Below are 24,721 nucleotides of genomic sequence, written 5' to 3'. Positions count from 1 at the left end.
GGTCGCTGCGCTGTTCGGCTGACTGCATTCATGGAATCAACAATATTCGGGGGTCGCGGGCGGTGCCATCAGTCCGAGGAATGATGTGATCGAATGAGGTTCCGGACCGAGACAATCGAGCTAGCAGTGGGGCATCCGACAGTCGACGGGCATCCCTCCCAAGTGCTCGTAGATGCCAGTCAGGCCGACGTTCCGTCGTCTATTCTGCAACGGTTCGTCGGCCTGACAATGCGGGGATGGGGTCAAAAGCGCTCTACTTGTCTGATTGTCCGAATCCTGGTGGCTCGACCCCGAACGCTCAGACTCAGGAGAATCGCAGCCGGATCTGCTCGGCCGTCCCGTAGGAGGCCTGCGCGCCCTGCCCGGTGGCGGCGTAGGCGGAGACGTAGGAGGCCAGCTGGGCGGCCTGCACCAGGGTCATGTCGGAGGCCAGACCGGCCAGCACGGTGCCCATGAAGGCGTCCCCACAGCCGGTGGTGTCCACGGCATCAACATGCACGGCGTGGATCCGGTAGGTCTGGCCCTGGTCCAGCACTATGGATCCCTCGCCGCCCAGAGTGACGATGGCCCGGCGGAACCCAAAGTCCTGCATGGTCTGGTTGATCCGGTCCCAGTCGGTTCCGAGCCAGTCGCCGTCCTCGGGCTCCTCGATGCCCAGCAGCTGGGCCATCTCATGCTCGTTGACCAGAATCAGGTCCGAGTTGGCGATCAGGTCGGCGGGCAGGTCGGCGCGGAAGGGGGAGTCGTTGAGCAGCACGGTCATGCCGGCCTCGTGGCTCATGCGTGCGGCTTCAGTGACTGTTTCGATGGGGCTCTCCAGGCACAGGCCCAGCACCTTGGCCGAGGTCAGAGCCTGGCGGGAGCGGTGGGCGTAGTCCACATCCACCTTGCCGTTGGAGCCGGGGGAGTAGACGATGGTATTCTCGCCGCGCGCGTCTACGGTGATGACTGTGGTTCCGCTGGCTCCGGGCACGGTCATCACATGGGAGACGTCCACCCCGGCGTTTCCCAGTTGCCCCAGCAGGAAGTCGGCGTTGGAATCGGATCCGACTGCCCCGAAGAGCCTGACCTGGGCACCGATGCGGGCCGCAGTCGCTGCCTGGTTGGCCGACTTGCCCCCGGGCAGCACCTGCAGGGGACCTCCGTTGATGGTCTCGCCTGGCTTGGGCAGCCGGTCGGTGTTGACCGTGTAGTCCGCATTCATGGAACCGACCACCGAGATGGATCCCTTGATGGTGTCCAGTCCCTTGAGCACCTGCTCGGGTGCTGCCGCCATATCTTGAATCATGTTTCTCCGTTCCTTGATGAGCTTGTTCGCCTTGATGATCGCGCTGTGAAAGGTTCAGGGATCCTGACCGGTGTGCGCGGGCGGGCGGCCTACCGAGGCGCAGTGGCGGTAGCTGGTCCGCAGCCGGACCGATCGCACCGGCGAGCCCGCCATCAGCTGCAGGAGCATGTCCACGCAGCGGGTCCCCATGACGTCGATCTGCTGGGAGATGGTCGACACGGCCGGGGTCAGGAGGCGGAAGACCGGCAGATCGTCGAAGGTGATCATGGACAGGTCCGTCCCGATGCTGATTCCTCGGGACTGGGCTGTCTTTATGGCGCGTATGGCATCCAGTGAGGACCCGAAGAGCACTCCGGTGATTCCCTGCCGGGCCCAGAGGTCGATCATATCGGGGTCGAAGGTGCCGGGCTCAGCCTCGTCGGCCAGCGGGTCGTCCATGCCCTCTAAGCCTGCCAGCAGATTGTGGTATACGTCCAGGCGCTCCCGAAAGGTGGCCGATTCCTTGAGGGGTCCGGGCACCAGGGTGATGCGTCGGTGGCCATGAGCGTGCAGATCCTCAAGGGCCTGCCTGAGCCCGGACTCAGGGTCGGCGTCCACACAGGGGATGGTCCGCCCGCCGCGTCCGGCGGCATCTTCGGCAGCCCTGTCCACGCAGACCAGCGGCAATCCGCGTCTGGTCAGCTCCTCCAGGGTGCGCGAGGAACGCGGTCCAGGCACGATGATGGCACCGTCGATGTGCTGTCCCAGCAGGTTGCGCACCTGAGCTCGGTCCTCGCCAGAATCATCCTGGGTGGAGGTGCAGATCAGGGTCTGGAAGCCATGGTTGAGCAGCTGGCCTTGGATCAGATAGGCCAGGTCCGCGAAGTAGGAGTTACGGATGTCCGGGATGAGCAGGCCGATGGTGCGCGAGTGAGCGGAGTGCATGGACCGGGCGCGGGAGTCCGGCACGTAGTGCAAGTCGTGGATGACCTGGTTGATGCGCTGTCGTGTGGCGGGGGAGATTCGCCCGGAGTCGTTGAGGGCTCGGGAGACCGTCGATACGGAGACACCGGCCCGTTGGGCCACATCCCTGATCGTCGCGTACGCCATCATGGCCTTTCGTCGAAGTGGACGGCCGCCGGGCCGGACTGCCGACCTTGGCGGTTGCCTGACCGCTGCCATGGGGAGGCGAACGGTTCTGACAGGCTTCAGTTATATCAGTGCGGTAACGATACCGCAACTTTCACAGCATGGCCAGTCGAGGCTTGGCTATGGGTGAAGTCAGGCGAGGCTAAATGCTTAGCAGGAAGCGGCTGCTTACAGGAGCGTGGCGGGCGCGCGAAGTGCGTCGGCTCCCTTTGGGAGGGGGTGAGCACAGGAGCATCCGCGTTAGCGGACATCGCGCCGGCCAAACAGGCCACAACAAAATCCGACCAGTTCCAAAGCATCGCTGCATCTACCGTGCTATCCGGAAAAACAACACACAAGCCAGGTCCAACCGCCCGACGACAATAAACCCAACTGATCGAAAAGAAAGGAGCCAGCGCATGATCAACCAGGGATACTATCTGCCGGGACTCTACGTCCGTGAGGGGTCCATCCCCGTTCCCCTGGACTGGGCGGGCAGTGAACCTGGCATCTGGCGAGCCGAAGATGATTCGGACCAGGCGGTCATCCGCTGCTTCTACCGCGTGGTCTGTGCCCCCGAACATGTCCACGACGACTTGCCGCTGCTGGTCTACCTGCAGGGCGGACCCGGGTATGGGGCACCGCGGCCGCTGAGCGCCAGTGCCGACGGGTGGATGCCCGAGGCCCTGCGCCACTTCCGCATTGTTCTGCCCGACCAGCGGGGTACGGGCCGGTCCAGCGCCATTGACGGCTCTACCATGGCCTCCTTAGGTCAGCCCCAAGCCCAGGCCGACTATCTGAAGCATTTCCTGGCGGACTCCATCATCCGGGACTTTGAGCATCTGCGTCGCACGGTCTTCGCCGGTCAACCCTGGGTGGCACTGGGGCAGAGCTTCGGCGGTTTTCTGACCATGGCCTACCTGTCGAACTTCCCCCAGGGGCTGGCTGCGGCCTTCACTGCTGGGGGCGTTCCGCACATCCCCACTGATGCTTATGAGCTTTACTCTCATACCTTCACCAAAATGGCCCAGAGGTCCCAAATCTTTTACCAGCGCTATCCGGGGGACCAAAAACGTGTAGCAGCCATTGCCGACCGGCTGGCCCAGGGCGATGTGGTCCTGCCCGGCGGCGACCCACTGAGCGTGGAGCGGCTGCAGACTTTAGGCGCCGACCTGGGCAAGAGCGGCGGTTTCGAGCGCCTCCACTGGTTGCTGGACACGGCCTTCTCGGAGGGCGACGGCAGCCTGCCCGTTTCCGGTGCTGTCGGTTCCCGGGCGACCCTGTCGCAGACCTTCCTGGAGGAGGTGCGGGCGGCCACGACGGTCAGCCCGCTCTACTGGCCTCTGCAGGAGTTCATCTACGCTGACGGGGACTGCGGCCCCCTGCGCTGGGCCGGGCAGCGGGTGCGCGATGCCCGCCCTGAATTCGATACTGCTGCCCGCCCGCTCATGTTCACCGGGGAGGTGATCTTCCCTTGGATGTTCGAGCAGGAGTCGGCCCTGCGTCCCTTCGGTCCGGCAGTCAGTCTGCTTATGGAGGAGGGCTCCTGGGGCCACCTGTACGATCCCGCCCGTCTGGCCGACAATCAGGTTCCCCTGCAGGCCGCGGTCTATGCCGACGACCTCTACGTGCCCTCCGAGCTCCAGCTGGACACCCTCTCCCGCGTGGGCCACGCCCATGCCTGGGTGACCAACGAGTTCGAGCACGACGGCCTGCACGGGGACAAGGTCTTCTCCCACCTCTACAAGCTGGCCCTGGAGCGCGGCGATCTAGAGGGGCTCTTCCCGGCGCGAGGCTAGACTTGAGAGCATGAACACGGACTCATTGACTCTCGGATTCATCGGATACGGCAACATGGCCCAGGCTATGGCCCAGGGCCTGGTCGACGCGGGCGTGCTCCCCGGCGGCCGGATTGTGGCCTGTGCGGCCCACTATGACCGACTGGTGGAGCGGGCGGCGCAACTGGGAGTGCGGCCCATGCACTCCGGCACCGAGGTAGCTGCGGCCGCCGATCTGGTGATTCTGGCCGTCAAACCGGGGCAGGTGGCTCAGGTCTGCGAACCCATCCGTCATGAGTTGGCTGATCCGGACCGTATGGTCCTGTCCGTGGTGGGCGGCATGACCCTTGAGGACTATGCCGACATCCTTGAAGAAGGCACCCACCTGATCTGCGCCATCCCCAACACCCCCATTTCTGTAGGGCAGGGGATTCTGGTCACCCAGGAGGACGATACCCTGACGGATCAACAGCGTGAGCTTTTCACCGAGGTCTTCGACCCGGTGGCCATGGTTGAACGGTTGCCCCGGGAGCAGGTCTCGGTGGGTACGACCATCGCCGGATGTGCGCCCGCCTACACGGCCATGTATATGGAGGCCCTGGCCGATGCCGGGGTGGAGCATGGGCTGTCCAGGCAGGCGGCCTACCGGCTGGCGGCGCGTATGGTTCAGGGGACTGGAGCCCTCTACCTGGCCACCGGCACCAATCCCGGGGCCATGAAGGACGCGGTCTGCTCGCCGGGCGGAACCACGATCAAGGGCGTCGCCTCCCTGGAGAAGCACGGCTTCCGTGGAGCGGTCATCGAGGCCATCGATGCGGTGGAGCGCGACGACTGAGCCTGCTGCTCTAAGGGGAGCCACGCCGGGGCAGTCCGGGCAATAGACTGGTGGATATGTCGTTAACCATAGGAATCGTCGGACTGCCCAACGTTGGCAAGTCCACACTCTTCAACGCCCTCACCCGCAACAACGTTCTGGCGGAGAACTACCCCTTCGCCACTATCGAGCCGAATACCGGCATCGTGCCGCTGCCCGACGACCGGCTGCCCGTTCTGGCCAAGCTGGTCCACACGGACAAGATCGTGCCCGCCACGGTCACCTTCGTGGACATCGCCGGCATCGTCAAGGGGGCCTCGGAGGGAGAGGGGCTGGGCAATCAATTCCTGGCCAACATCCGCGAGGCCGACGCCATCTGCGAGGTGGTCCGCGCCTTCAATGATGACGACATCGTCCACGTCAACGGCAAGGTGGATCCAGCCGACGACATCGACACCATCAACACCGAGCTGATCCTGGCTGACATGCAGACCATCGACAAAGCCCTGCCCAAGCTGGAGAAGGACCAGCGCGGCGGCAAGATCAAGTCCGCCTACCTGGACACCGTCCGCAAGGCCAAGGAGATTCTGGGCCAGGGGCGGACCATCGACCAGGCGACCCAGGCCGGGGACATCGACAAGGACGAGCTCTACGACCTGCATCTGATGACTGCCAAGCCCTTCATCTACGTCTTCAACGTGGACGACGACGAGCTGCAGAACGAGGACATGAAGAAGCAGCTGGCCGATTCCGTGGCTCCCGCACCCGCCATCTTCCTGAACGCCCAGTTCGAGTCCGAGCTGACCGAGTTGGACGAGACCGACGCCCGCGAGATGCTGACCGATGCCGGACTCAAGGAGTCAGGCCTGGACCAGCTGGCCCGGGTGGGCTTCGACATCCTTGGTCTGCAGACCTTCCTGACCGCCGGGGTCAAGGAGGTGCGCGCCTGGCAGATTCACAAGGGCTGGACCGCCCCCCAGGCCGCGGGGGTCATCCACACCGACTTCGAGAAGGGCTTCATCAAGGCCGAGGTGGTCTCCTATGACGACTTCGTGGCCGCCGACGGGTCCTATGCCAAGGTGCGCGAGGAGGGCAAGATGCGCCTTGAGGGCAAGGACTACATCATGCAGGACGGCGACATCGTGGAGTTCAAGACCGGCATTCCCTCCGGTTCCAAGAAGTGAGCGCCAAGCCCGGGTTCGCCATTCGCCGGGGCCATGGGCTGCCGCTGATTTTCGTGCATGGGTCCGGCGTGGACCATCACATCTTCGACGACCTGGATCCCGTCTTCGAACGGGTGGGCGGTTTCGAGCGGATCTATCTGGACCAGCCCGGTTTCGGCCGTACGCCGCCCGACCCGTCCATCCTCGACCTGGACGGTCTGGCCCGGTGGCTGGATGACCAGGTGGACATTTTCAGCGGCGGCGGCTCCTTCGCCCTGGTGGGCAACTCCCTGGGTGGGCTGCTCAGCCGCCATGCCGCCGCCGGTCGTTTGGATCGCTGCCGGGGGATGGCCCTGCTCTCCTCGGTGGTCGATCCGGTGACCGCCCACAGGCGCCTGCCCCCGCGTCAGGTGTTGGTCCGGGACGACCAAGGCCTGGCCGACGTGGACGAATTCACCAGGCATGCCTACCGGCAGATGGCCGTGGTTGAGTCCCGGAAGCATTTGGATGCTTACCAACGCACCATTATGCCCGGCATTCGTTCGGCCGATGCCGACACGGTGGCGCGAATGGAGGGGCACTACCAGCTGGATATGGACTTCGACCAGGTCTGGTCCGGCTTCATAGCTCCTGTGCTCTTCGTCTGCGGCCGTCAGGACGACCATGTGGGCTACCTGGATCAGTTCGACCTGGCCTGTCGCTTCCCTCGGGCCTCCTACTCGGCGTTGGACCGTGCCGGCCACAATGTGCAGATCGAGCAGACCGCTCTGGTTTGCGACCTACTAGCGGATTGGGGCAGGCAGGTGTTGAAAGGCTGAGTCCCTGCTGGCTTCTTCTGCCGCTAAAATGAGCTGTGCATAGATGTTCGTTCAATGGCGACGAAGGGGAAGGATATGGCTGTCTGGGGATTGGAGAGCAAACGCCTTAAGCGGCGTGTGCTTGCCATGCTCAGTTGGCTGCTGGACCCTGTCCAGCAGCACTCCTGTAGTAGTGACAACCGCTCTGTTGACGCTGCTGCTGACAGTCCTGATCGCCAACCTGAGCCAGCCGGTGGATGCGGCCCATGCTGAACGAATCGCAGCTGCGAGCGCTTCTAGCAGATCCACTGTTTTGCGAGACGATTTCCCAAGACGCAGCATCCCGGCAAATCCGCCTTCTCCTTTTCATCAGCGACGAAGAAGCCAGCAAAGCGGCAGACAAATGTTCAGAAGACTGACCCGGCTGGCAAATCTGCCTGTCCTGTTGATTGGACGAGCCTTCGCAGCAGGTCGATTACCTGAATCCTGCGGCCCACCCCGGCCTCTCCCTGGCGGTCAGCCTTCAGGACCAGCGGGTGTGCGTACGTGATGGGTCTGACCTGCTCTCATCATGCATGCCTAACGGGCATAGATGATTCCACGCGCAGGAGCAGCTTCCGCATCCAGGCCGAGCGCGGCGACCACTTCTACGATCCCAGCGAGGGGACGGGCGCCCGCTACTACACCAGCTTTCTGAACCAAGGGGTCTTTCTCCTCCACTCGGTTTCCACTGATTCCAGCGGTAGCTGTATCAAGGAGGAAGCCATATGCTGGGCATCCGACCCGGGTTCCACGGCTGCATTCGGTTGACGGTACCCGATGCCCTGTGGAGCATGCAGGCTGTGCCCGCCGACACTCCCGTTCAGGTCAAGTGAATTCCATTTATTGCAGGAACAGCCTCGTCCAAAATGTGACCATTCGCCGTCGTGTCTGCCTTCGGTTTTCTACCTTTGCTCTACCACAGAGAGAACTATCGAGAGGAAGTGGTCAGGAATCATGCAAAAGGTGCAGCGATTCAGTGACTGGTTGACTAAATGGTTCATCCTAGTGGTCCTAGTTTGGGCCGCCATCAACTTCTTTGTTCCGCAGATTAGCATTTGGGCCCGCAGCTACACCAACTACTTCCTGAGCATTATTCTCTTCGGCATGGGCCTGACCCTGAGCCTTGACGATTTCAAGCGAATCGTCAAGATGCCGCTCATGGTCATCGTGGGCACCATAGCCCATTACCTGATCATGCCCCTGCTGGCCGTGCTGCTCTGCCGCATCTTCCGCCTGGACGGCATGATCGCCGTGGGAGTTATCCTGGTGGGCTGCTGCCCCTCGGGGACCTCCTCCAACGTCATGTCCTACCTGTCGCGTGGCGACGTGGCCCTGGACGTGTCCATAGGCCTGCTTTCCACCCTGTGCGCACCATTCATGATCCCCATGCTGATGAGCCTGCTGGCCAGTCAGTATGTGGCCATTCCCACCAAGCAGCTCTTCCTGACCGCCCTTGAGGTGGTGCTCATTCCCATCGCTCTGGGTCTGGCCGTCCATGCCTTCTTCAAGGAGAAGGTGAAGAAAGTGACCGTGGCCCTGCCGGCGGTCTCGCAGATCGCCATCCTGGTCATCATCGGCGTGGTCGTCTCCGTCAACCATGCCAAGCTCTTCACCGCCGCCACCGCCCTGGTCCTGCCAGTGGTCATGCTTCACAACCTGTGCGGGTATGGGCTGGGCTTCCTCTTCAGCAGGCTCATGTACCGCATCTATCCGAAGGGGTTCCGCTATGCCCAGCAGAAGGCCATCACCTTCGAAGTGGGCATGCAGGATTCAGGACTGGGTGCAACCCTGGCCCTGCAAGCCTTCGCCACCGACCCGATTGTGGCCATCCCCTCCACATTCTTCAGCGTCTGGCACAACATCTCCGGCTCGGTCCTGTCCGCTTGGTGGCGTCGGCATGATGACCGGTTGGGGATTGCCGCCGACTCCGCCCAGGGTCGTCCGGAACCGGCTCGCGCCTGATTTTGGGCTCCTTTCCTGCTGGGCGAGCTTGACCGGTCAAGACCTGGTCTCTAAAGGCCTGGTCCAGCCATCAGAAAGCTGGTGGTCGTAAGCAGCGGCGGCAGAAAGATGGATGCTGCCAGATAGCCTAGGGCTGCCAGGTTCCGTCTCTGCCGAGCCAGGGCCAGCGCCTCGTTGACAGCCGTCGAAAAAGTGGAGAATCCCCCTAGCAGGCCTGTGGCCAGTAGCATCCGTCCCCAGGCGGGCAGTCCGTGGAAGGCGGCCAGGGCGGCCACCAGTCCCGCAGCCAAACCGGCCAGCAGGTTGATGATCATGGTCGACAAGGGCAGATCCACCTGCCAGCGGGCCTTGATCAGGGTGTCCAACAAGTAGCGCAGTCCGGCACCCAAACCGCCGCACAGGCAGATCAGCAATGTGGCGGTCATCGCGAACCCGCCTGCATATGTGCGGCCATATGCGCTCCTAGCGTGGCCATGGCCCAGGAGACCAGCAGGCCTCCGGCAAAGGAGATGAACAGGTAGGTGGCTGTTGCCTGGACTCGACTGCCAGAGAAACCCTGGACCAGTTCCAGCGAGAGAGTGGACATGGTCGATAGCCCACCGCACAAGCCCATACCCAGGCCCTTATTGGTCAACTGAATTCGGCGCGCGTGTGCGCTTTTTGGCAGCTCGGCCAGGAAGGCGGTCAGGAGGGCGTAGCCTGCGCAGGCGATCAAATTGGCCAGGAGGGTTCCCGGATGCAGTGGACCGCTCTGGCCCGGCAGCAGGCTCAGGGCGTATCGACAGCCGGTGCCTAGAGCTCCCCCTAGAATTACGACCAGAGTCGTGGCCATATCGGGTTCGAGTCGCTGAGATTCTGCGGCTTCTGTAAGGGGTTGAGTCATTGGATCTCGGTTCCTGACGGATCAGCATCCGGGGGTCGGGCTGGATGGCATGCGCCTGCACCCGGCCCGCAGACGGGGTCGTCGAATCATAGTGCAGGAACTATCAGCAGTTTGCGGTTCGGGGCTCAAACCCCGGGCGGGTTCCATCGCCCGAGGCTCATTCTAGGAGCGGAAGAGGACTGCAACGGCCGTAGCTGCTCACTCGGCGTGGTTCTCCGGGTCCAGGGTCAGCCGGTCGTCGTCGGCATCGTAGTCGAAAAGCTCGCCGTAGCGGCCCCAGGTGATGGCGGTGTCGAACTGCTGGACGGCCTCCCTGTCCGAGTGGTGGGCCCGTAGCAGGTCCAGGATCAGGGAGCCGTGCAGACTCTTGTCGTCGCTGTTCTTCAGAGCCCGGTCGATGATGCGGATCAGCGGAACATGATTCATCAGCATGCGTGAGAACATCTCCTTGCTCTCCAGGATGTCGGCATCGTGCCAGACCCGGCCCTGGTCGGTCAGCCTGACGTGCCCGTTGTCCGCCTGGAAGATGCCCAGCATGAGCCCGGCGTCGATCAGGGGGAAGAGGTCGTCCACCTCGAAGGAGAGCTTGGCGGCCAGGTCGGCCAGGTCCATGCCGTTGGGCTGGTTGACCATGACATCGGCCAGACCAGCCAGACCGCCGGGGGTGGCGTCGGGAAGGTTGCGCTCGGCGGTGTCCTCGTCCCGCACCGAGTCCCGCACGGCCTGACGGTTGCGCACCTTGGTCTGCAGACGGCGGCGGATGTCCTCGCTGTCGCGCTGACCGGTCAGGATGGAGTAGAGGTAGTCCACGCAGGACTGAAAGAGGTCGGACTGCTTGTCCCGGGGCCTGTCCAGGTTGATGGGCACATTGGCGATAACCCGGCCGGGATGCGAGTCCAGGACCAGGACCCGGTCGGCCATCTCCACGGCCTCCTCGATGTTGTGGGTGACGATCAGGACCGACTTGACGCTGCCAGCCTCCTCAGACCAGACCTTGAGGACCTCCTGGCGAAGATTCTCGGCAGTCAGCACGTCCAGGGCCGAGAAGGGCTCGTCCATGAAGAGGGCATCCGGCTTGAGAACCAGGGCCCGGGCAATGCCTACGCGCTGGCGCATGCCGCCGGAGAGCTCCTTGGGGTAGGCGCTTTCAAAGCCGTCAAGGCCGATGGCATCGATGGCAGCCAGGGAGAGTTTCTCCCGCTCCTTCCTGGGTATGCCGCGGGCCTGCAGGCCCAGTTCGACGTTGTCTTTGACGGTCAGCCAGGGCATCAGAGCAAAGCTCTGGAAGACCAGGGCCACGCCGGGGTTGGGTCCTTCCAGCTGCTTGCCCCGGTATTCGACGTTGCCCTTGCTGGCTGGGACCAAGCCGGCCAGGATGCGCAGCAGGGTGGACTTGCCGGCGCCGGAACGGCCCAAGATGGCCACCACCTCGCCCTCGTGCAGGGTGAAGTCGATGTTGTCCAGGACGGTCAGCTCTGCACCCTTGTCGGACTGGTAGGTTTTGGTCACGTGCTCGGCCGTGATGATCCCGTTGGAATTGATCTTGGTCATTGTCGAACCTCTCAGACTTCTCATGTCAGGGAATAGCGCCGTTGTGCCAGTGATTGCAGGGGAGACCAGAAGAACCGGTCGGCCAGGACCACGAAGATGCTCATGACGGCCACCCCCAGGATGATTCGGGGGGTGTCGCCGGTGGTGGTCACCTGGGCGATGTAGGCACCCAGGCCCTTGGCCGTCAGCTCGGTTTTGCCGTAGGAGACCACCTCGGAGACGATGGAGGCGTTCCAGGCCCCGCCGGCCGCTGTGATGCCGCCGGTGCACCAGGATCCGAACAGAGCCGGCAGGATCAGAGTCTTCCATCGCTGCCAGCGGTTCTGGCCCAGGCTGCGCGACATCTCCAGCAGGTCGTCGGGAATGGCCGAGGCTCCGGCGATGACGTTGAAGAGGATGTACCACTGGGTGCCCAGGGCCATGAGCAGGATGCTTCCCCAGTTGATGTCGATCCGCCAGACGATGAAGATCATGGTGACGAAGGGGAAGATGAAGTTGGCCGGGAAGGAGGCCAGAATCTGCACCAGGGGCTGCAGGTAACGGGAGATGCGCGGATCCATGCCGATCAGGGCGCCTATCGGGACCCAGACAATCGTGCAGACCACCATCAGGATCAGCACTCGCAGGAAGGTCAGCAGGCCCAGCTGGAAGACATGCCCGACCTCGCCCAGGCCCAGCGGGCGGATTACCAGACGATCCAGCTGCCAGAGCCCCCACAAGCCAATCAGGGCCAGGCAGACCCACCAGACAAGGTCGCATGCTCGCCTGCGCTCGGCGTCACGGCTCCACCGTGCTCCGGTGCGGCCCAGAGGGCGGGTGATTCGGTCCAGCAGGTCGGCTAGCGGATGGCCTATCAGACTCAAGAGGTCCTTGACTCCGGACAGGCGAATGACCGTCAGCACCAGACTGCGCCGGGGCTCGGTGGACTGGCTGCTGGTGTAGCGGAACTTCTCGGCCCAGGCGGTCAATGGCTTCCAGAGCAGGAAGTCAATCAATAGGACCACAACGATCATGGTCAGGATGGCCAGCCCCACCTTGCCCAGATCCTGCTCGGCGGTGGCCTCCTCAACGAAGGAACCAATGCCGGGCAGGGCCAGGGTCCTGTTGTTGACCGAGATCATCTCGGAAGCGGTCAGGAAGAACCAGCCGCCGCCCATGCTCATCATGCAGTTCCAGAGCAGGGGAATCATGGCGTTTGGTACGTCCAGCTTCCAGAAGCGCTGCCAGCGGGTCAGGCGCATCAGCCTTACCGCCTCGTCCAGGTCGGCAGGCTCGCTGGTCAGCGAGTTATAGAAGGAGAAGGCCATGTTCCAGGCCTGGCTGGTGAAGATGGCGAAGATGGAGGCCGCCTCCACGCCCATGATGGACCCGGGGAAGAGGACCAGCCAGATGGAGATGGTGGCTGACAGGAAGCCCAGGACGGGCACCGACTGCAGAATGTCCAGCAGGGGGATGAGCACCGCGCCCAGGCGGCGTGAGCGTGCGGCGGCCAGTCCATAGAGGAAGGCGAAGACCAGGGAGATGATCAGGGCTGTAAACATGCGGAAGAGGGAGCGCAGCGCGTAGTAGGGCAGGTTGGACGGGTCCGTGGAAACGTGCGAGGGAACGCCGGCGGGGCCGATGGGGGCGCCCAAGGCGGGCAGCAGATAGGCCAGGGCCCCCAGCAGGACCAGTGCGCCTATGGCTACGGCCAGGCCCGTCCATATGCGGGTGGAGCGCGATGCCTGGCTGCGGTCGTCGTTCAGTGGAGAACGGAGCATTCCTGGCAGTGCGACAGTATTCACGATGGCCTCCCTCCAAGGTGCGGAACATCCCTGTCGGCAGCCTCGAAGACGGCGTAGCGATCGGCCCTGGGCCGACCATTGTCATCGTTCAAGCTTCGGCTTCGCATGGTATTTGGCCCTGCATTAGTCCCTGCCTTGATCCGACGGGGACTGTTGACCTGCGCGGGGTGTCTCCACCACTTTGCGGCAGCATGCCTTGTCCATGCGGTAGCTTCACCTACCGACCACGCAATAACATAGATGGGCCTAGGAGCAGTGTCAAGCATTTGCCAAACCGGCGTTGCCGTCCTTGCCAGGACTGACAATGACAAGGGTCTGTATGCAGTCGGTGCAGGCGCGAAATGAAATGTAAGGAGCGAATCCCTATGAAGATCGTGGCAGTCACGGCCAACCCCGAACCCAAGAGTCTGACCGATGCGGCGGGCAACGCCCTGCTGGACGGGGCGGCCGAGGGCGGGGCTCGCACCGAGTTGATTGACCTTTGCGCCGAAGGGTTCAATCCCGTCTTCGGCATGGAGGACAGGACCCACTACCTGGGCCAAGGACCTATGCCCGAGGATGCGCAGGCTATGCAGGAGCGCATCAAGGATGCGGATGTACTGGCCCTGGTCTTCCCCGTCTACTGGTACAGCATGCCTGCCATCATGAAGGGCTTTATCGACCGCGTCATCTGCCGGGGCTTCGCCTACAACGCTGATGGAACTCCCGGAGCCCTGGCCGGGCGCCGTGTGGAGCTCGTTATGCTGACCGGCGGAGACAAGGAATGGTACCAGTCCAGCGGCATCGGGGAGGCCCTGGACAACCAGCTGCGTAGGCAGACCTTCCTCAAGTATTGCCAGGTTGCTCAGGTGGAGACCATCTATGTGGACAATCTGGACTCGGGCAACGACGAACAGGAGGCGCGGGAGGCCGCCGACCGGCACCTGGTGGCCCTGGCCCTCAAGGGTCGTCGACTGGCCGCAGGGACCGAGCCCGGAGCAGGCCAGGACGCTCAGTGACGCTCAGCATCGGATTCATCTTCGATGACACCCTGGATGTGTTTGACGGGGTCCAGCAACACATTCTGACCCTGGGACGGGAGCTGGGCAAGCGGGGTCACAGGGTCCAGTATCTGGTCGGTCAGACCGCCCATCCGCCGGTTGACGGGGTTCACTCCCTGTCCCGCAACGTCATGGTCTCCTTCAACGGCAACAGGATGCGCATACCTCTGCCAGCGCCCAAGGCGCCCATCCGCCGGGTCCTGGAGGCCGGGCACTTCGACCTGCTGCACGTTCAGGCCCCCTACAGCCCCTTCCTGGCCGGGCGGGTCATCCGTGCCGCGAACCCGGCAACAGCACTGGTGGCCACCTATCACATCGCACCCACAGGAAACCTGCAGTTGCTGGGCGGTCGGCTGCTGGGGATGATCAACCGCAGGACCCACAGGCGCGTCGACAGGGTCATTGCAGTCTCGCCTGTGGCGGCCAGCTATGCCCGGCAGACTGCCGGTGTGCCCAGCAGGGTGGTGGCCAACCCCGTGGACGTGGCTGCCCTGCGCCGGGCCCGACAGGCCGCTGGCGACCAAGGGGTAGCGCGCCTGCACGGCCATGGGCCGCATCTGGTCTTTCTGGGGCGGTTCGTGGCCCGCAAGGGGGCGGGGATCCTGCTTTCAGCCCTTAAGGCGGGGGAGCGGTACGGCATCCTGCCCGAAGGCCTGCATGTGACCATGGCCGGCAAAGGGCCGCTGCTGGAGGACTGCCGTCGAAATGCCGCAGCCCTGCGCACCCCGGTGGCCTTCCCTGGTTTTGTGGACGAGAAGGACAAGCCCGCCCTGCTGGCCTCATCCGATCTGACCGTCTTTCCCTCCACCGGGGGCGAGTCCTTCGGCATCGTCCTGCTGGAGGCCATCGCCTCGGGCACGGCTCCGGTGCTGGCTGGGGATAATCCCGGCTACCGGTCCACCCTGATGGGCGATGAGCGGGCTTTGGTGCCCGTCGATTCGCCCAACACCCCCGAACTGCTGGCCCGGCGAATCGCTCAGGCTCTGGGGGACCCCTCCTGGAGGCGGAATGTGCGCCATGACCAGCTGGCGCTCTTGGCCCGTTACGACGTGACCACGGTGGCCGATCAGGTGGAGGAGGTCTACCGGCAAGCCATCCAAGACCGCCATCTCATGTAGGCTAGGTACATGTCATTCTTTGATTTCTTCGGATCCATGTTCGACCCTGAGGGCGGTCCAGGCGGACCAGGCCGGCGTCGCAATGACGACGACCCGGTCATCCTGCACGTGCAAACCGATGGGGAGGGTCCCGGCCAAGGGTCCGGCGGCACGCCCCGTTCCCGCTTCCCAGGAACCGGTGACCCCCGGTTGACTTCTCGAAAGAAGGGCAATGACGGACCTTCCCGCGGCACGCGGATTCTAGCCGTGGCTGTCGCCGCTGTCCTGGTCGTCCTCCTGCTCCTGTTCGGGCTCAGCCGCTTCATCACCGATGTCATGTGGTTTTCCCAGCTGGGGGCGGTACGGATTGTCTGGACCCAGTTGGGCATCAAGGTGGGCCTGTGGCTGGCCTACGCCCTGTTGCTGGCCGCGGTGACCCTGCTCTCGGCCTTCCTGGCCATCCGCAGCCGTCCCGATTCGCCCGACGGGTCCACTATCAGGGTCAGGGGCGATCTGATTGAGGTAGGCAAGGGAGTCTCTTCACGCAAGGCGCTCAAGGTGGCCGTGGTGGTCTCCCTGGTTGTCGGTGTCTTCTTTGGTTTTCAGTTCAACGCTGACTGGAAGCAGGTGCTTCTGCTCTTCAACGCCCAGTCCTTCGGGGCGCGCGACCCCCAGTTCGGCTTGGACACCGGCTTCTATGTCTTCATCCTGCCCGGCCTCCAGCTGCTGGTCTCCTCCCTGCTGATGATGCTGTTGGCGGCTACGGTCTTCAGCCTGGTCACTAACTTCCTCATGGGCGGTATTCGACTGACCATGCCCGTGCACGGTCGAGGCATTCTGGAGATGACTCGTTCCGCCCGCAGGCAGGTGGCCGTTTGGCTGCTCCTGTTCATGCTGGTCTGGGCCGGCGACACGGCCCTGGGCGTCTTCGGCAGGCTGACTGAGGAGGGCGATCGGATCACTGGTGCCTCCTACACCTCAGTCAAGGCAGCCATACCTGTCACGCTGATCATGGCCGTGGTTCTGGCCCTGCTGGGTATAATCCTGGCCGTCTGGATTCTGAGGTCACGTACTCTGGAACCAGGCCGTGTCCGTGCAGGATCGCTAGGGTCGGCCGTCAAGCAGTGGCGGATTCCGGCCCTTGCTGTGGCCGTCACCATTGTGCTGTCCCTGCTGCTGACTGTTTTCTGGCCGGCGTTGGTCCAGCGCTTCCGAGTCAATCCCAACGCTCAGGAAATGGAATCCGTCTTCATCCAGCGCAACATCGCCGCCACCGCCAAGGCCTATGGGCTGGATAAGCTCAAGACCGAAGCCTATGATGCCACCACCGAGGTTCAGTCGGGTGCGCTCTCCCGGGATGCGGAGACCACCGCACAGATTCGTCTGCTGGACCCCCAGGTGGTTTCTCCCACCTTCCGTCAGCTGCAGCAGTCCAAGCAGTACTACACCTTCGAAGACACCCTGGCTGTCGACAAGTACGATATTGACGGAGTCAGCCAGGATACGGTCATCGGGGCCCGCGAGCTGGACCTGGAGGGCAACGACAACCGCAATTGGGTCAATGACCACACGGTCTTCACCCACGGCTACGGCATCGTGGCCGCCTACGGCAACAAGGTCACTCCGGACGGACAGCCCGAGTTCTTCGAGCAGGACATCCCCACCAGGGGCAAGCTGACCGACAGCCAACACTACGAGCCACGAATCTACTTCTCGCCCAACGCACCCGAGTACTCCATCGTCGGTGCGCCCCAGGGTTCATCAGGCTGGGAATTCGACTATCCCACCGGCTCTAAGGGAGCCACCAATACGTTCAAGGGCAACGGCGGCCCCTCGGTGGGTAACTTCCTGTCCCGGGTCCTCTACGCCATCCGCTTTGGATCCGACCAGATCCTCTTTTCGGATCGCGTCACTCCCGACTCGCAGATCCTCTACAACCGTTCGCCCAAGGAGCGCGTGGCCCAGGTCGCACCATATCTGACCCTGGACGGGCGCGTTTACCCGGCTGTGGTAGACGGCCGGGTCAAGTGGATCGTGGACGGCTATACCACCTCTGATGCCTATCCCTACTCCCAGAAGGTGGATCTGGGGCCCATCACCCAGGACACGACCACCCTGAGCTCCGAGGCCGTCAAAGGCCTGGGCTCTCAAAAAGCCAATTACATCCGTAACTCCGTCAAGGCTACAGTCGATGCCTATGACGGTTCGGTGGACCTGTATGCCTGGGATGCCCAGGATCCGGTGCTCAAGGCCTGGCAGAAGGTCTTCCCCGGCCAGTTCAAGCCGCTCTCGTCCATCTCGGGCGATCTGATGAGCCATATGCGCTACCCGGAGAGCCTGTTCAAGGTGCAGCGCCAGCTCCTTTCCCAGTACCACGTCAACTCGGCCAGCCAGTTCTTCTCCGGCGAGGACTTCTGGCAGACCCCCGTGGATCCGACCGGCACCAGCAAGGAGCAGAAGGCCGGGGTCAAGCAGCCTCCCTACTATCTGACCCTGCAGACCCCGGGGACTGACAAGCCCGCTTTCTCGCTGACCTCCACCTTCATCCCCGCCGGCACTTCCACCAGGGAGATTCTGACCGGGTTCCTGTCTGTGGATTCCGACGCCGGGTCGACCAAGGGGGTGATAGGCCCGGACTACGGGACCATCCGGCTGATGGAGCTGCCCAAGAATTCCAATGTGCCTGGCCCTGGGCAGGCGCAGAACAACTTCAACTCGGATGCTGCGGTCTCCACCGAGCTCAATCTGCTCCAGTCCGGGTCCACCAAGGTCAAACGCGGCAACCTGCTGACCCTGCCCATAGGCGGCGGACTGATCTACATCCAGCCGGTCTACGTCCAGTCCAGCGGCGCCACCAGCTTCCCCCTGCTCAAGCGGGTCTTGGTGGCCTTTGGAGACAAGGTCTCCTCCTCGGCCACCCTTGATGCGGCCCTTGACAAGACCTTCCAGGGCAACTCGGGTGCATCGGCCGGCGATGCCGACAACACAGGACGCACCAATTCCGATGCTGACCAGAGCAAGCAATCCGGGCAGGCCCCGGACAAGACCGCCGGGCCCGGCGGGGCGTCGGCGACAGGAGGGCAGGCTTTGAAACAGGCCTTGGACAAGGCCAATCAGGCCATGAGCGATGGCGATGCCGCCCTGAAGAAGGGCGACTTCAGCGCTTACGGCGAGGCGCAGAACCGTCTGCGTGAAGCCCTTAAGGAGGCCTCCGACCAGGAGGGCGGCAACAAGTGAGCGCCATTCCGCTCATCCGGCTCTGCCGTCGCGGGGACCTGGGGGCGGTCACCGCCATCTATAATCAGGCGGTCATGGATGGCGGTTCCACAGCGGATACTGCTCAGGTCAGCTTGGATCAGCGCCTGGAATGGTGGCTGGCCCACGATCCGGACCAGGGCCATCCGGTCCTGGTCCTGGAGCAGGAGGGCAAGGTGCTGGCCTTCGGCTCCCTGTCGGCCTACTACGATCGTCCCGGCTACCAGGAGACCTGCGAGCTGAGCTACTACGTGGATCGCGACAGCCGTGGACGTGGCCTGGGCGCCCTGATGGTCCTTTCCCTGCTGGAGCGCGCCCAACAGGAGGGCATGCGTCTGGCCGTGGCCATCATCTTCGATGACAATTCGGCCTCCAAGGCACTGCTGCATCGGTTCGGTTTCAGCCGATTCGGCCTTCTTCATCAAGCCGCCTGGGACCGGTTCGTCCTGCATGACGTCTCCTACTGGAGCCTGTCCCTTGAGCGAAACGGGGTCGGGGAGCCTGTGTAGAATCTCACCGTCGCGTTTGAGAGCAGGAGGTATCACCTACATGGCATCCGATTTCTGGCTGATAGCCGGACTGGGCAACCCGGGTGACGAGTATAAGGGCACCAGGCACAACATGGGCTTCATGTGCGCCGATCTGCTGGCCGAACGATGGTCGGTCAACATGCGCGACCACAAGGGTCTGGCTCTGCTGGGCCGCGGCACCCTGGATCTCGACGGACATCGCACGGCTTTCTTCCTGACTAAGCCGCTCACCTTCATGAACGACTCGGGCGATGCTCTGGCCTCCATTTGCTCTTACTATCACATACCAGTTAGCCGGGTCGTGGTCATCCATGACGATATGGATCTGGAGTTCGGCCGAATCAAGGTCAAGGCCGGCGGATCCTCGGGCGGGCACAACGGCATCCGCTCCATCGATCGCTCACTGGGCAGCAACGTCTACGCCCGGGTCCGCATGGGCGTGGGGCATGTCCGAGGAGGTCCGGATGCCCATAGGCGTACCGTGGACTGGGTTCTGGGCACTTTTGCCGGCGATCAGCGCAAGCGTCTGCCTGAGTTTTTGGCAGATGGCGCTGATGCCGCAGAAACCGTGATCACCAAGGGCCTCAGCCAGGCTCAGGAGCAGTTCAATGGTCGATGAGGATACCCGGTCAGGGCAGGAGGCCGGCAAGAAGGCAGAGCCCCAGGAATCCCTGAATGGGCCCTTGCATCCTCTCCTGGACGCTCTTCAGACGGATGCTGCCTTCGCCAGATTGGTCAAAGGAGACTCCCAGCCTGCGGAGGACACTGATATCCCCCTCATGGTTCAAGCTCCTCAGGGCATCAGGCCAGCCTTGGCAGCAGCCGCAGCCGGGCGTGCCCCAGTCGTCCTGGTGGTCCCTTCTGAACGTGACGCTCAGGAGATGAGCGGCGCCGTCCGCTCCTGGTATGGGGGCGATCCTGCTGACGTGGCTCTGCTGCGCTCCTGGGAGACCCTGCCTCATGAGCGGCTCTCGCCCCGGGCAGACACCGTGGCCTCACGAATGGCCGTCTTCAGGCGGCTGGCCCATCCTGTTCAGGACGATCCTGATTTTGGACCCATCCGCATTTTGGTCATGCCTGTGCGCTCCCTGCTGCAGCCGGTGGTGAAGGGTCTGCAGGATGTGAAGCCCCTGGTCTTCCTGCGTGGCCAGGAGCTGCCTCTGGATCAGGCCGTCCAGGCCCTGGTTCGCAACGCTTACACCCGCGTGGATCTGGTCATGGAGCGTGGCCAGTTCGCCGTCCGAGGCGGCATCCTTGACGTCTTTGTTCCCACCATGGCTCACCCGGTGCGCATCGAGTTCTTTGGCGACGAAGTGGACACTATCCGCAGCTTCCACGCCTCAGATCAACGAACCTACGGCCCCGATCTGGACCGGATCTGGGCGCCGCCCTGCCGCGAGCTGCAGCTGACCGACCAGGTCCGCGCCCGCGCTCGCTGCCTGATCGGGAGCATCCCCAACGCCGATGACATGCTGGAGTCCATCGCCGAAGCCATTCCGGTGGAGGGCATGGAATCCCTCCTGCCTGCCCTGGTCGACGACCTGGTGCCGGTAGGATCCATGTTGCCCGAGGGCGCTCTGATTCTGCTGTCTGAGCCACAGCTGCTGGCCCGCTCCGCCCAAGACCTGGTCAAGACCGCCAACGAGTTCCTGGCCGCCAGTTGGCATGTGGCGGCCTCCGGGCAGGGCTCGGGTGCACCCATCAGCTTCGACAGGGCCAGTTTCCTGGACTACGACGAGGTCATCGCTTCACTGGAGTACCGCAAGGGAGAGGTCTGGAAGCTGACCGACCTGTCGGTGGACCCGGATCGGGAGGGGGCCGAGCGTCTGGATGCTCTGGCACCGGACCAGTACCGCGGCGACGAGGATCGGGCCGCATCGGGCATCGCCTCCCTGCTGGAGCACGGCGATCGGGTTGTAGTCACCGCTCCGGCCCAAGGAACGCTGAGCCGTCTGCGTCGGGCCGTGCAGACCACGGGGGTCGTCGGGGTGGAGTACCACCGCTCCCTGGCCGTCGACGGCTTCGTGGACCAGTCTGCCCATCTGGCCCTGCTGACCGAGCGTGACCTGACCGGGCGCACCAGCGTGGCTGCCGGAAGCAAGACCTCCAACCGTCGACGCAAGGCCATCGACCTGGACGAGCTCAAGCCCGGCGACTATGTGGTCCACGACCAGCATGGCATCGGCCGTTTCCTGGGCATGCGCCAGCGCAGCGTGGGCGTAGGCCCAAGCAAGGGCAGCCGGGAGTACTTGGTCCTGGAGTACGCCCCCTCCAAGCGCAACGCCCCTCCAGATAAGCTCTTCGTGCCTGCCGACCAGCTGGACCAGGTCAGCCGCTACATCGGCGCCGAGATCCCGAGACTCAACAAGTTGGGCGGATCCGACTGGTCGGCCACCAAGGCCAAGGCCCGCAAGCATGTCCATAAGATCGCCCAGGGCCTGGTCAAGCTTTATTCGGCCCGGCAGCGCACCAAGGGCTTCGCCTTCAGCCCGGATACTCCTTGGCAGAAGGAGTTGGAGGACGCCTTCCCCTACCAGGAGACTCCGGACCAGCTGACGGCCATCGACGATGTCAAGGCCGATATGGAGAAGCCCGTGCCCATGGACCGCTTGATTTGCGGTGATGTAGGCTTCGGCAAAACCGAAATAGCCATCCGTGCCGCCTTTAAGGCCGTTCAGGATGGCAAGCAGGTGGTGGTTCTGGTGCCCACGACCTTGCTGGTCCAGCAGCACTATCAGACCTTTACTGAGCGGTTTGCAGGATTCCCGGTGGATGTAGCAGCCATGAGCCGCTTCCAGACCGCCAAGGAGAACCAAGCCACCATGGAGGGCCTGTCCAGCGGGGCCGTGGATGTAGTCATCGGCACCCACAAGCTGCTCAACCCGCGCATCCGTTTCAAGGATCTGGGCCTGATGATCGTCGACGAGGAGCAGCGCTTCGGCGTGGAGGCCAAGGAGACCCTCAAGGCCATGCGGACCAACGTTGACGTCCTGTCCCTGTCGGCTACGCCTATTCCGCGCACCCTGGAGATGGCGGTGACCGGCATCCGTGAGATGTCCACGCTGGCTACGCCCCCTGAGGACCGTCTGCCGGTGCTGACTTATGTGGGCGCCTACGAGGATGCCCAGGTGACTGCAGCCATTCGCCGAGAGCTCCTGCGCGGGGGCCAGATCTTCTACATCCACAACCGGGTGGAGGACATCGGCAAGGTCTCAGCCAAAGTGCAGACGCTGGTCCCCGAGGCCAAGGTGGGCGTGGCCCACGGCAAGATGGGGGAGAAGCAGCTGGACGGGGTCATTCGTGACTTCTGGCACCGGGACATCGATGTGCTGGTCTGCACTACCATCGTCGAGACCGGCCTGGATATCCCCAACGCCAACACGCTGATAGTGGACCGGGCAGACCGCTTCGGACTCTCCCAGCTTCACCAGCTGCGCGGCCGGGTGGGACGCGGCCGGGAGCGCGCCTACGCCTACTTCCTCTACGACCCCAGCAAGCCCATGACCCAGACCGCCCACGATCGGCTGGCCACCATCGCGCAGAACACGGCGCTGGGGTCCGGCTACGATGTGGCCATGAAGGACCTGGAGCTACGCGGAACCGGCAACCTGCTGGGCGACGAGCAGTCCGGCCATATCGAGGGAGTCGGCTTCGATCTTTACGTGCGCATGGTTTCTGAAGCTGTGGAAGAGTACAAGGAGCCCGGGCGGACAGAGCCGGTCACCGTCAGCATCGACCTACCTCTTGAGGCCTCCATTCCGGTGGACTACATCGATTCGGACAAGCTGCGTCTGGAGGCCTACCGCAAGCTGGCCTCGGCCCGCAACGAGCAGGATCTGCGCGACCTGCACGAGGAGCTGACTGACCGCTACGGTCGTCCGCCTGCCCAGTTCGACACCCTCTTCGCTGTAGCCAGGCTGCGCGCCAAGGCTCGCTCCTTGGGCATAGCGGAGATCGCCTCCCAGGGCTCCAGGGTGCGCATCAGACCCGTAACCATGCCCGACTCTCTCCAGGCCAGGATCGCACGAATATACAAGGGCAGCCAGTACCGCCCAGTGACGCAGACCCTGCTGATTCTGGCGCCCTTCGCGGGCTCGCTGGGTTCGGGACCCATGGATTCAGCGGCCATGACCGCCTGGGTGGACACCCTGCTGGACGACCTTGCCTGGGGGCTGCCCAAGTCCTCCGATGATGGCACGCCAGCGGGTCCCTCGCCCGTCCAACAAAACTAGTATTCTGTAAGAGACATCACAACAACTTATTGAAGGAGCAGTTGTGGCAGCAATTGAAAGCGTGTTCGCGCGCGAAATTCTTGATTCCCGCGGCAACCCGACCGTCGAGGTCGTTCTGCAGACTGAGGACGGCGCTGAGGGGCGTGGTCTGGTTCCCTCCGGTGCTTCCACCGGCGAGGCCGAGGCCTGGGAACGTAGGGATGGCGACAAGAAGCGCTATCAGGGCAAGGGCGTGCTGGACGCCGTCAAGGCGGTCAATGAGACCATCGCTCCCAATGTCATCGGCATGGACGCCACCGATCAGCGCGCCCTGGACGAGACCATGATTGATCTGGACGGCACCCCCAACAAGGGCAAGCTGGGCGCCAACGCCATTCTGGGCGTCTCCCTGGCTGCGCTCTATGCGGCTGCCGAGTCCGCCGAACTGCCTCTCTATCGCTATCTGGGCGGCACCAACGGCCACATCCTGCCTGTGCCCAACATGAACATCATGAACGGCGGCGCCCACGCTGACTTTGCCACCGACATCCAGGAGTACATGATCTCCCCCTACGGCTTCGACTCCTATCGGGAGGCTCTGCGCGCCGGCGTCGAGGTCTACCACACCCTCAAGGGCATTCTCAAGAAGGACGGTCATGAGACCGGTCTGGGCGACGAGGGCGGCTTTGCCCCCAAGATGAAGTCCAATGAGGACTCCTTGAAGTACATCGTCGATGCCATTCAGGCCGCCGGCTACGAGCCCGGCAAGCAGATCGGCCTCTGCCTGGACGTGGCCTCCTCGGAGTTCTATAACAAGGACACTGACAAGTACCACTTCGACGGCGAGGATCGCGATGCCGACTACATGCTGGACTACTACCAGGGGCTGGTAGAGAGGTATCCCTTGGTCTCCATTGAGGATCCCTTCGCCGAGGAGGACTGGGGCGCTTGGCAGAAGATCACCGCCGCCATGGGCGACCGTCTGCAGTTCGTGGGCGACGACCTGCTGGTGACCAATCCCAAGAGACTGCAGAAGGGCATCGACCTGAAGGCAGCCAACTCCCTGCTGGTCAAGCTCAACCAGATCGGCACTGTGACCGAGACCCTGGACGCCATTGAGCTGGCTACCGCCAACGGGTTCACATCCATGGTTTCCCACCGTTCCGGCGAGACCTCCGACACCACTATCGCCGACCTGGCCGTGGCTAAGAACACCCGCCAGATCAAGACCGGTGCTCCGGCCCGCGGCGAGCGCATCGCCAAGTACAACCGGCTGCTGGAGATCGAGGAGGAGCTGGGCTCCACCGCCGAGTACGCCGGCTATAGCGCCTTCAAGGCCTGCAAGAAGTACGCCAAGTAAGGCCTTGCCGGCCGGATCGGAGCCTTCGCAGGTTTTGACCCGACAGGGCAGTCTTTTCA

19 protein-coding genes and 2 riboswitches are annotated in these 24,721 nt (G+C 63.4%); of the genes, 13 read left to right on the top strand and 6 right to left on the bottom strand.

Annotated features, from left to right (window positions below; genetic code table 11):
- Positions 1-304: 304 nt before the first annotated feature.
- Complete coding sequence (locus tag DKK75_RS04530; protein ID WP_375314992.1) at positions 305-1,288, bottom strand: ribokinase; 984 nt, start codon at positions 1,286-1,288, stop codon at positions 305-307.
- Positions 1,289-1,342: 54 nt separating this feature from the next.
- Entirely contained in the window at positions 1,343-2,380 is a 1,038-nt protein-coding gene (locus DKK75_RS04525) for a LacI family DNA-binding transcriptional regulator (RefSeq protein ID WP_181414450.1), read from the bottom strand.
- A 434-nt stretch (positions 2,381-2,814) separates the two neighbouring features.
- On the opposite strand from DKK75_RS04525, the gene DKK75_RS04520 reads away from it, so the two are divergent.
- The 6 genes from DKK75_RS04520 to DKK75_RS04490 all read left to right on the top strand — a co-directional run bounded on the left by DKK75_RS04520 (position 2,815) and on the right by DKK75_RS04490 (position 8,951).
- On the top strand, positions 2,815-4,194 hold the full coding sequence (locus tag DKK75_RS04520) for an alpha/beta fold hydrolase (protein WP_110452237.1): 1,380 nt from the start codon (positions 2,815-2,817) through the stop codon (positions 4,192-4,194).
- A 10-nt stretch (positions 4,195-4,204) separates the two neighbouring features.
- On the top strand, positions 4,205-5,008 hold the full coding sequence (proC, locus tag DKK75_RS04515) for a pyrroline-5-carboxylate reductase (RefSeq protein WP_110452236.1): 804 nt from the start codon (positions 4,205-4,207) through the stop codon (positions 5,006-5,008).
- A 56-nt stretch (positions 5,009-5,064) separates the two neighbouring features.
- Entirely contained in the window at positions 5,065-6,171 is a 1,107-nt protein-coding gene (gene ychF, locus DKK75_RS04510) for a redox-regulated ATPase YchF (protein ID WP_110452235.1), read from the top strand.
- Complete coding sequence (locus DKK75_RS04505) at positions 6,168-6,968, top strand: alpha/beta fold hydrolase (protein ID WP_110452234.1); 801 nt, start codon at positions 6,168-6,170, stop codon at positions 6,966-6,968. Before ychF ends, DKK75_RS04505 begins: the two co-directional genes overlap by 4 nt.
- Positions 6,969-7,714: 746 nt before the next feature.
- On the top strand, positions 7,715-7,822 hold the full coding sequence (locus DKK75_RS08030; protein WP_146208609.1) for a L,D-transpeptidase family protein: 108 nt from the start codon (positions 7,715-7,717) through the stop codon (positions 7,820-7,822).
- A 121-nt stretch (positions 7,823-7,943) separates the two neighbouring features.
- A complete protein-coding gene (locus tag DKK75_RS04490) occupies positions 7,944-8,951 on the top strand; it encodes a bile acid:sodium symporter family protein (RefSeq protein WP_110452231.1) in 1,008 nt (335 codons plus the stop codon).
- 50 nt (positions 8,952-9,001) lie between these two features.
- Here the strand turns inward: DKK75_RS04490 and DKK75_RS04485 are convergent, their stop codons facing one another.
- The 4 genes from DKK75_RS04485 to DKK75_RS04470 all read right to left on the bottom strand — a co-directional run bounded on the left by DKK75_RS04485 (position 9,002) and on the right by DKK75_RS04470 (position 13,145).
- Complete coding sequence (locus DKK75_RS04485) at positions 9,002-9,376, bottom strand: fluoride efflux transporter FluC (RefSeq protein ID WP_110452230.1); 375 nt, start codon at positions 9,374-9,376, stop codon at positions 9,002-9,004.
- On the bottom strand, positions 9,373-9,834 hold the full coding sequence (locus tag DKK75_RS04480; protein WP_110452229.1) for a FluC/FEX family fluoride channel: 462 nt from the start codon (positions 9,832-9,834) through the stop codon (positions 9,373-9,375). Before DKK75_RS04480 ends, DKK75_RS04485 begins: the two co-directional genes overlap by 4 nt.
- A gap of 87 nt (positions 9,835-9,921) precedes the next feature.
- Positions 9,922-9,994: riboswitch (Fluoride riboswitch) on the bottom strand.
- A gap of 38 nt (positions 9,995-10,032) precedes the next feature.
- A complete protein-coding gene (locus DKK75_RS04475; protein WP_110452228.1) occupies positions 10,033-11,385 on the bottom strand; it encodes an ABC transporter ATP-binding protein in 1,353 nt (450 codons plus the stop codon).
- Between the two features lie 20 nt (positions 11,386-11,405).
- Positions 11,406-13,145, bottom strand: a complete 1,740-nt coding sequence (locus tag DKK75_RS04470) for an ABC transporter permease (protein ID WP_181414469.1) — start codon at positions 13,143-13,145, stop codon at positions 11,406-11,408.
- A 97-nt stretch (positions 13,146-13,242) separates the two neighbouring features.
- Positions 13,243-13,401, bottom strand: a riboswitch (M-box (ykoK) riboswitch).
- Between the two features lie 133 nt (positions 13,402-13,534).
- On the opposite strand from DKK75_RS04470, the gene DKK75_RS04465 reads away from it, so the two are divergent.
- The 7 genes from DKK75_RS04465 to eno are packed head-to-tail and all read left to right on the top strand — an operon-like array spanning position 13,535 to position 24,662.
- On the top strand, positions 13,535-14,167 hold the full coding sequence (locus DKK75_RS04465) for an NAD(P)H-dependent oxidoreductase (protein ID WP_110452226.1): 633 nt from the start codon (positions 13,535-13,537) through the stop codon (positions 14,165-14,167).
- Positions 14,164-15,327: a glycosyltransferase family 4 protein gene (locus DKK75_RS04460; protein ID WP_110452225.1), complete on the top strand. Its 1,164-nt coding sequence runs from the start codon at positions 14,164-14,166 to the stop codon at positions 15,325-15,327. The genes DKK75_RS04465 and DKK75_RS04460 overlap by 4 nt, the downstream gene beginning before the upstream one ends.
- A 9-nt stretch (positions 15,328-15,336) precedes the next feature.
- The gene (locus DKK75_RS04455) at positions 15,337-18,543 is read left to right on the top strand and encodes a UPF0182 family membrane protein (RefSeq protein WP_110452224.1); all 3,207 of its coding nucleotides are present in this window, start codon (positions 15,337-15,339) and stop codon (positions 18,541-18,543) included.
- Positions 18,540-19,070, top strand: a complete 531-nt coding sequence (locus DKK75_RS04450; protein WP_110452223.1) for a GNAT family N-acetyltransferase — start codon at positions 18,540-18,542, stop codon at positions 19,068-19,070. The genes DKK75_RS04455 and DKK75_RS04450 overlap by 4 nt, the downstream gene beginning before the upstream one ends.
- A 40-nt stretch (positions 19,071-19,110) precedes the next feature.
- Entirely contained in the window at positions 19,111-19,710 is a 600-nt protein-coding gene (pth, locus tag DKK75_RS04445) for an aminoacyl-tRNA hydrolase (RefSeq protein ID WP_110452222.1), read from the top strand.
- On the top strand, positions 19,700-23,323 hold the full coding sequence (gene mfd, locus DKK75_RS04440; RefSeq protein WP_110452221.1) for a transcription-repair coupling factor: 3,624 nt from the start codon (positions 19,700-19,702) through the stop codon (positions 23,321-23,323). The genes pth and mfd overlap by 11 nt, the downstream gene beginning before the upstream one ends.
- A 43-nt stretch (positions 23,324-23,366) precedes the next feature.
- Positions 23,367-24,662, top strand: a complete 1,296-nt coding sequence (gene eno, locus DKK75_RS04435) for a phosphopyruvate hydratase (protein ID WP_110452220.1) — start codon at positions 23,367-23,369, stop codon at positions 24,660-24,662.
- Positions 24,663-24,721: the final 59 nt, after the last annotated feature.

It is taken from the genome of Bifidobacterium asteroides, from assembly GCF_003202695.1.
GTDB lineage: Bacteria > Actinomycetota > Actinomycetes > Actinomycetales > Bifidobacteriaceae > Bombiscardovia > Bombiscardovia asteroides_G.
Note: the sequence above shows the minus strand (reverse complement) of the source record. Positions and strands in the feature narration are given on the sequence as shown.

What these genes read in the sequence shown, in the direction of transcription:
- DKK75_RS04530 (WP_375314992.1), bottom strand. Translation starts at nt 1,288, where the DNA reads ATGATTCAAGATATGGCGGCAGCACCCGAGCAGGTGCTCAAGGGACTG.
- DKK75_RS04525 (WP_181414450.1), bottom strand. Translation starts at nt 2,380, where the DNA reads ATGATGGCGTACGCGACGATCAGGGATGTGGCCCAACGGGCCGGTGTC.
- DKK75_RS04520 (WP_110452237.1), top strand. Translation starts at nt 2,815, where the DNA reads ATGATCAACCAGGGATACTATCTGCCGGGACTCTACGTCCGTGAGGGG.
- proC (WP_110452236.1), top strand. Translation starts at nt 4,205, where the DNA reads ATGAACACGGACTCATTGACTCTCGGATTCATCGGATACGGCAACATG.
- ychF (WP_110452235.1), top strand. Translation starts at nt 5,065, where the DNA reads ATGTCGTTAACCATAGGAATCGTCGGACTGCCCAACGTTGGCAAGTCC.
- DKK75_RS08030 (WP_146208609.1), top strand. Translation starts at nt 7,715, where the DNA reads ATGCTGGGCATCCGACCCGGGTTCCACGGCTGCATTCGGTTGACGGTA.
- DKK75_RS04490 (WP_110452231.1), top strand. Translation starts at nt 7,944, where the DNA reads ATGCAAAAGGTGCAGCGATTCAGTGACTGGTTGACTAAATGGTTCATC.
- DKK75_RS04485 (WP_110452230.1), bottom strand. Translation starts at nt 9,376, where the DNA reads ATGACCGCCACATTGCTGATCTGCCTGTGCGGCGGTTTGGGTGCCGGA.
- DKK75_RS04480 (WP_110452229.1), bottom strand. Translation starts at nt 9,834, where the DNA reads ATGACTCAACCCCTTACAGAAGCCGCAGAATCTCAGCGACTCGAACCC.
- DKK75_RS04475 (WP_110452228.1), bottom strand. Translation starts at nt 11,385, where the DNA reads ATGACCAAGATCAATTCCAACGGGATCATCACGGCCGAGCACGTGACC.
- DKK75_RS04470 (WP_181414469.1), bottom strand. Translation starts at nt 13,145, where the DNA reads ATGCTCCGTTCTCCACTGAACGACGACCGCAGCCAGGCATCGCGCTCC.
- DKK75_RS04465 (WP_110452226.1), top strand. Translation starts at nt 13,535, where the DNA reads ATGAAGATCGTGGCAGTCACGGCCAACCCCGAACCCAAGAGTCTGACC.
- DKK75_RS04455 (WP_110452224.1), top strand. Translation starts at nt 15,337, where the DNA reads ATGTCATTCTTTGATTTCTTCGGATCCATGTTCGACCCTGAGGGCGGT.
- pth (WP_110452222.1), top strand. Translation starts at nt 19,111, where the DNA reads ATGGCATCCGATTTCTGGCTGATAGCCGGACTGGGCAACCCGGGTGAC.
- mfd (WP_110452221.1), top strand. Translation starts at nt 19,700, where the DNA reads ATGGTCGATGAGGATACCCGGTCAGGGCAGGAGGCCGGCAAGAAGGCA.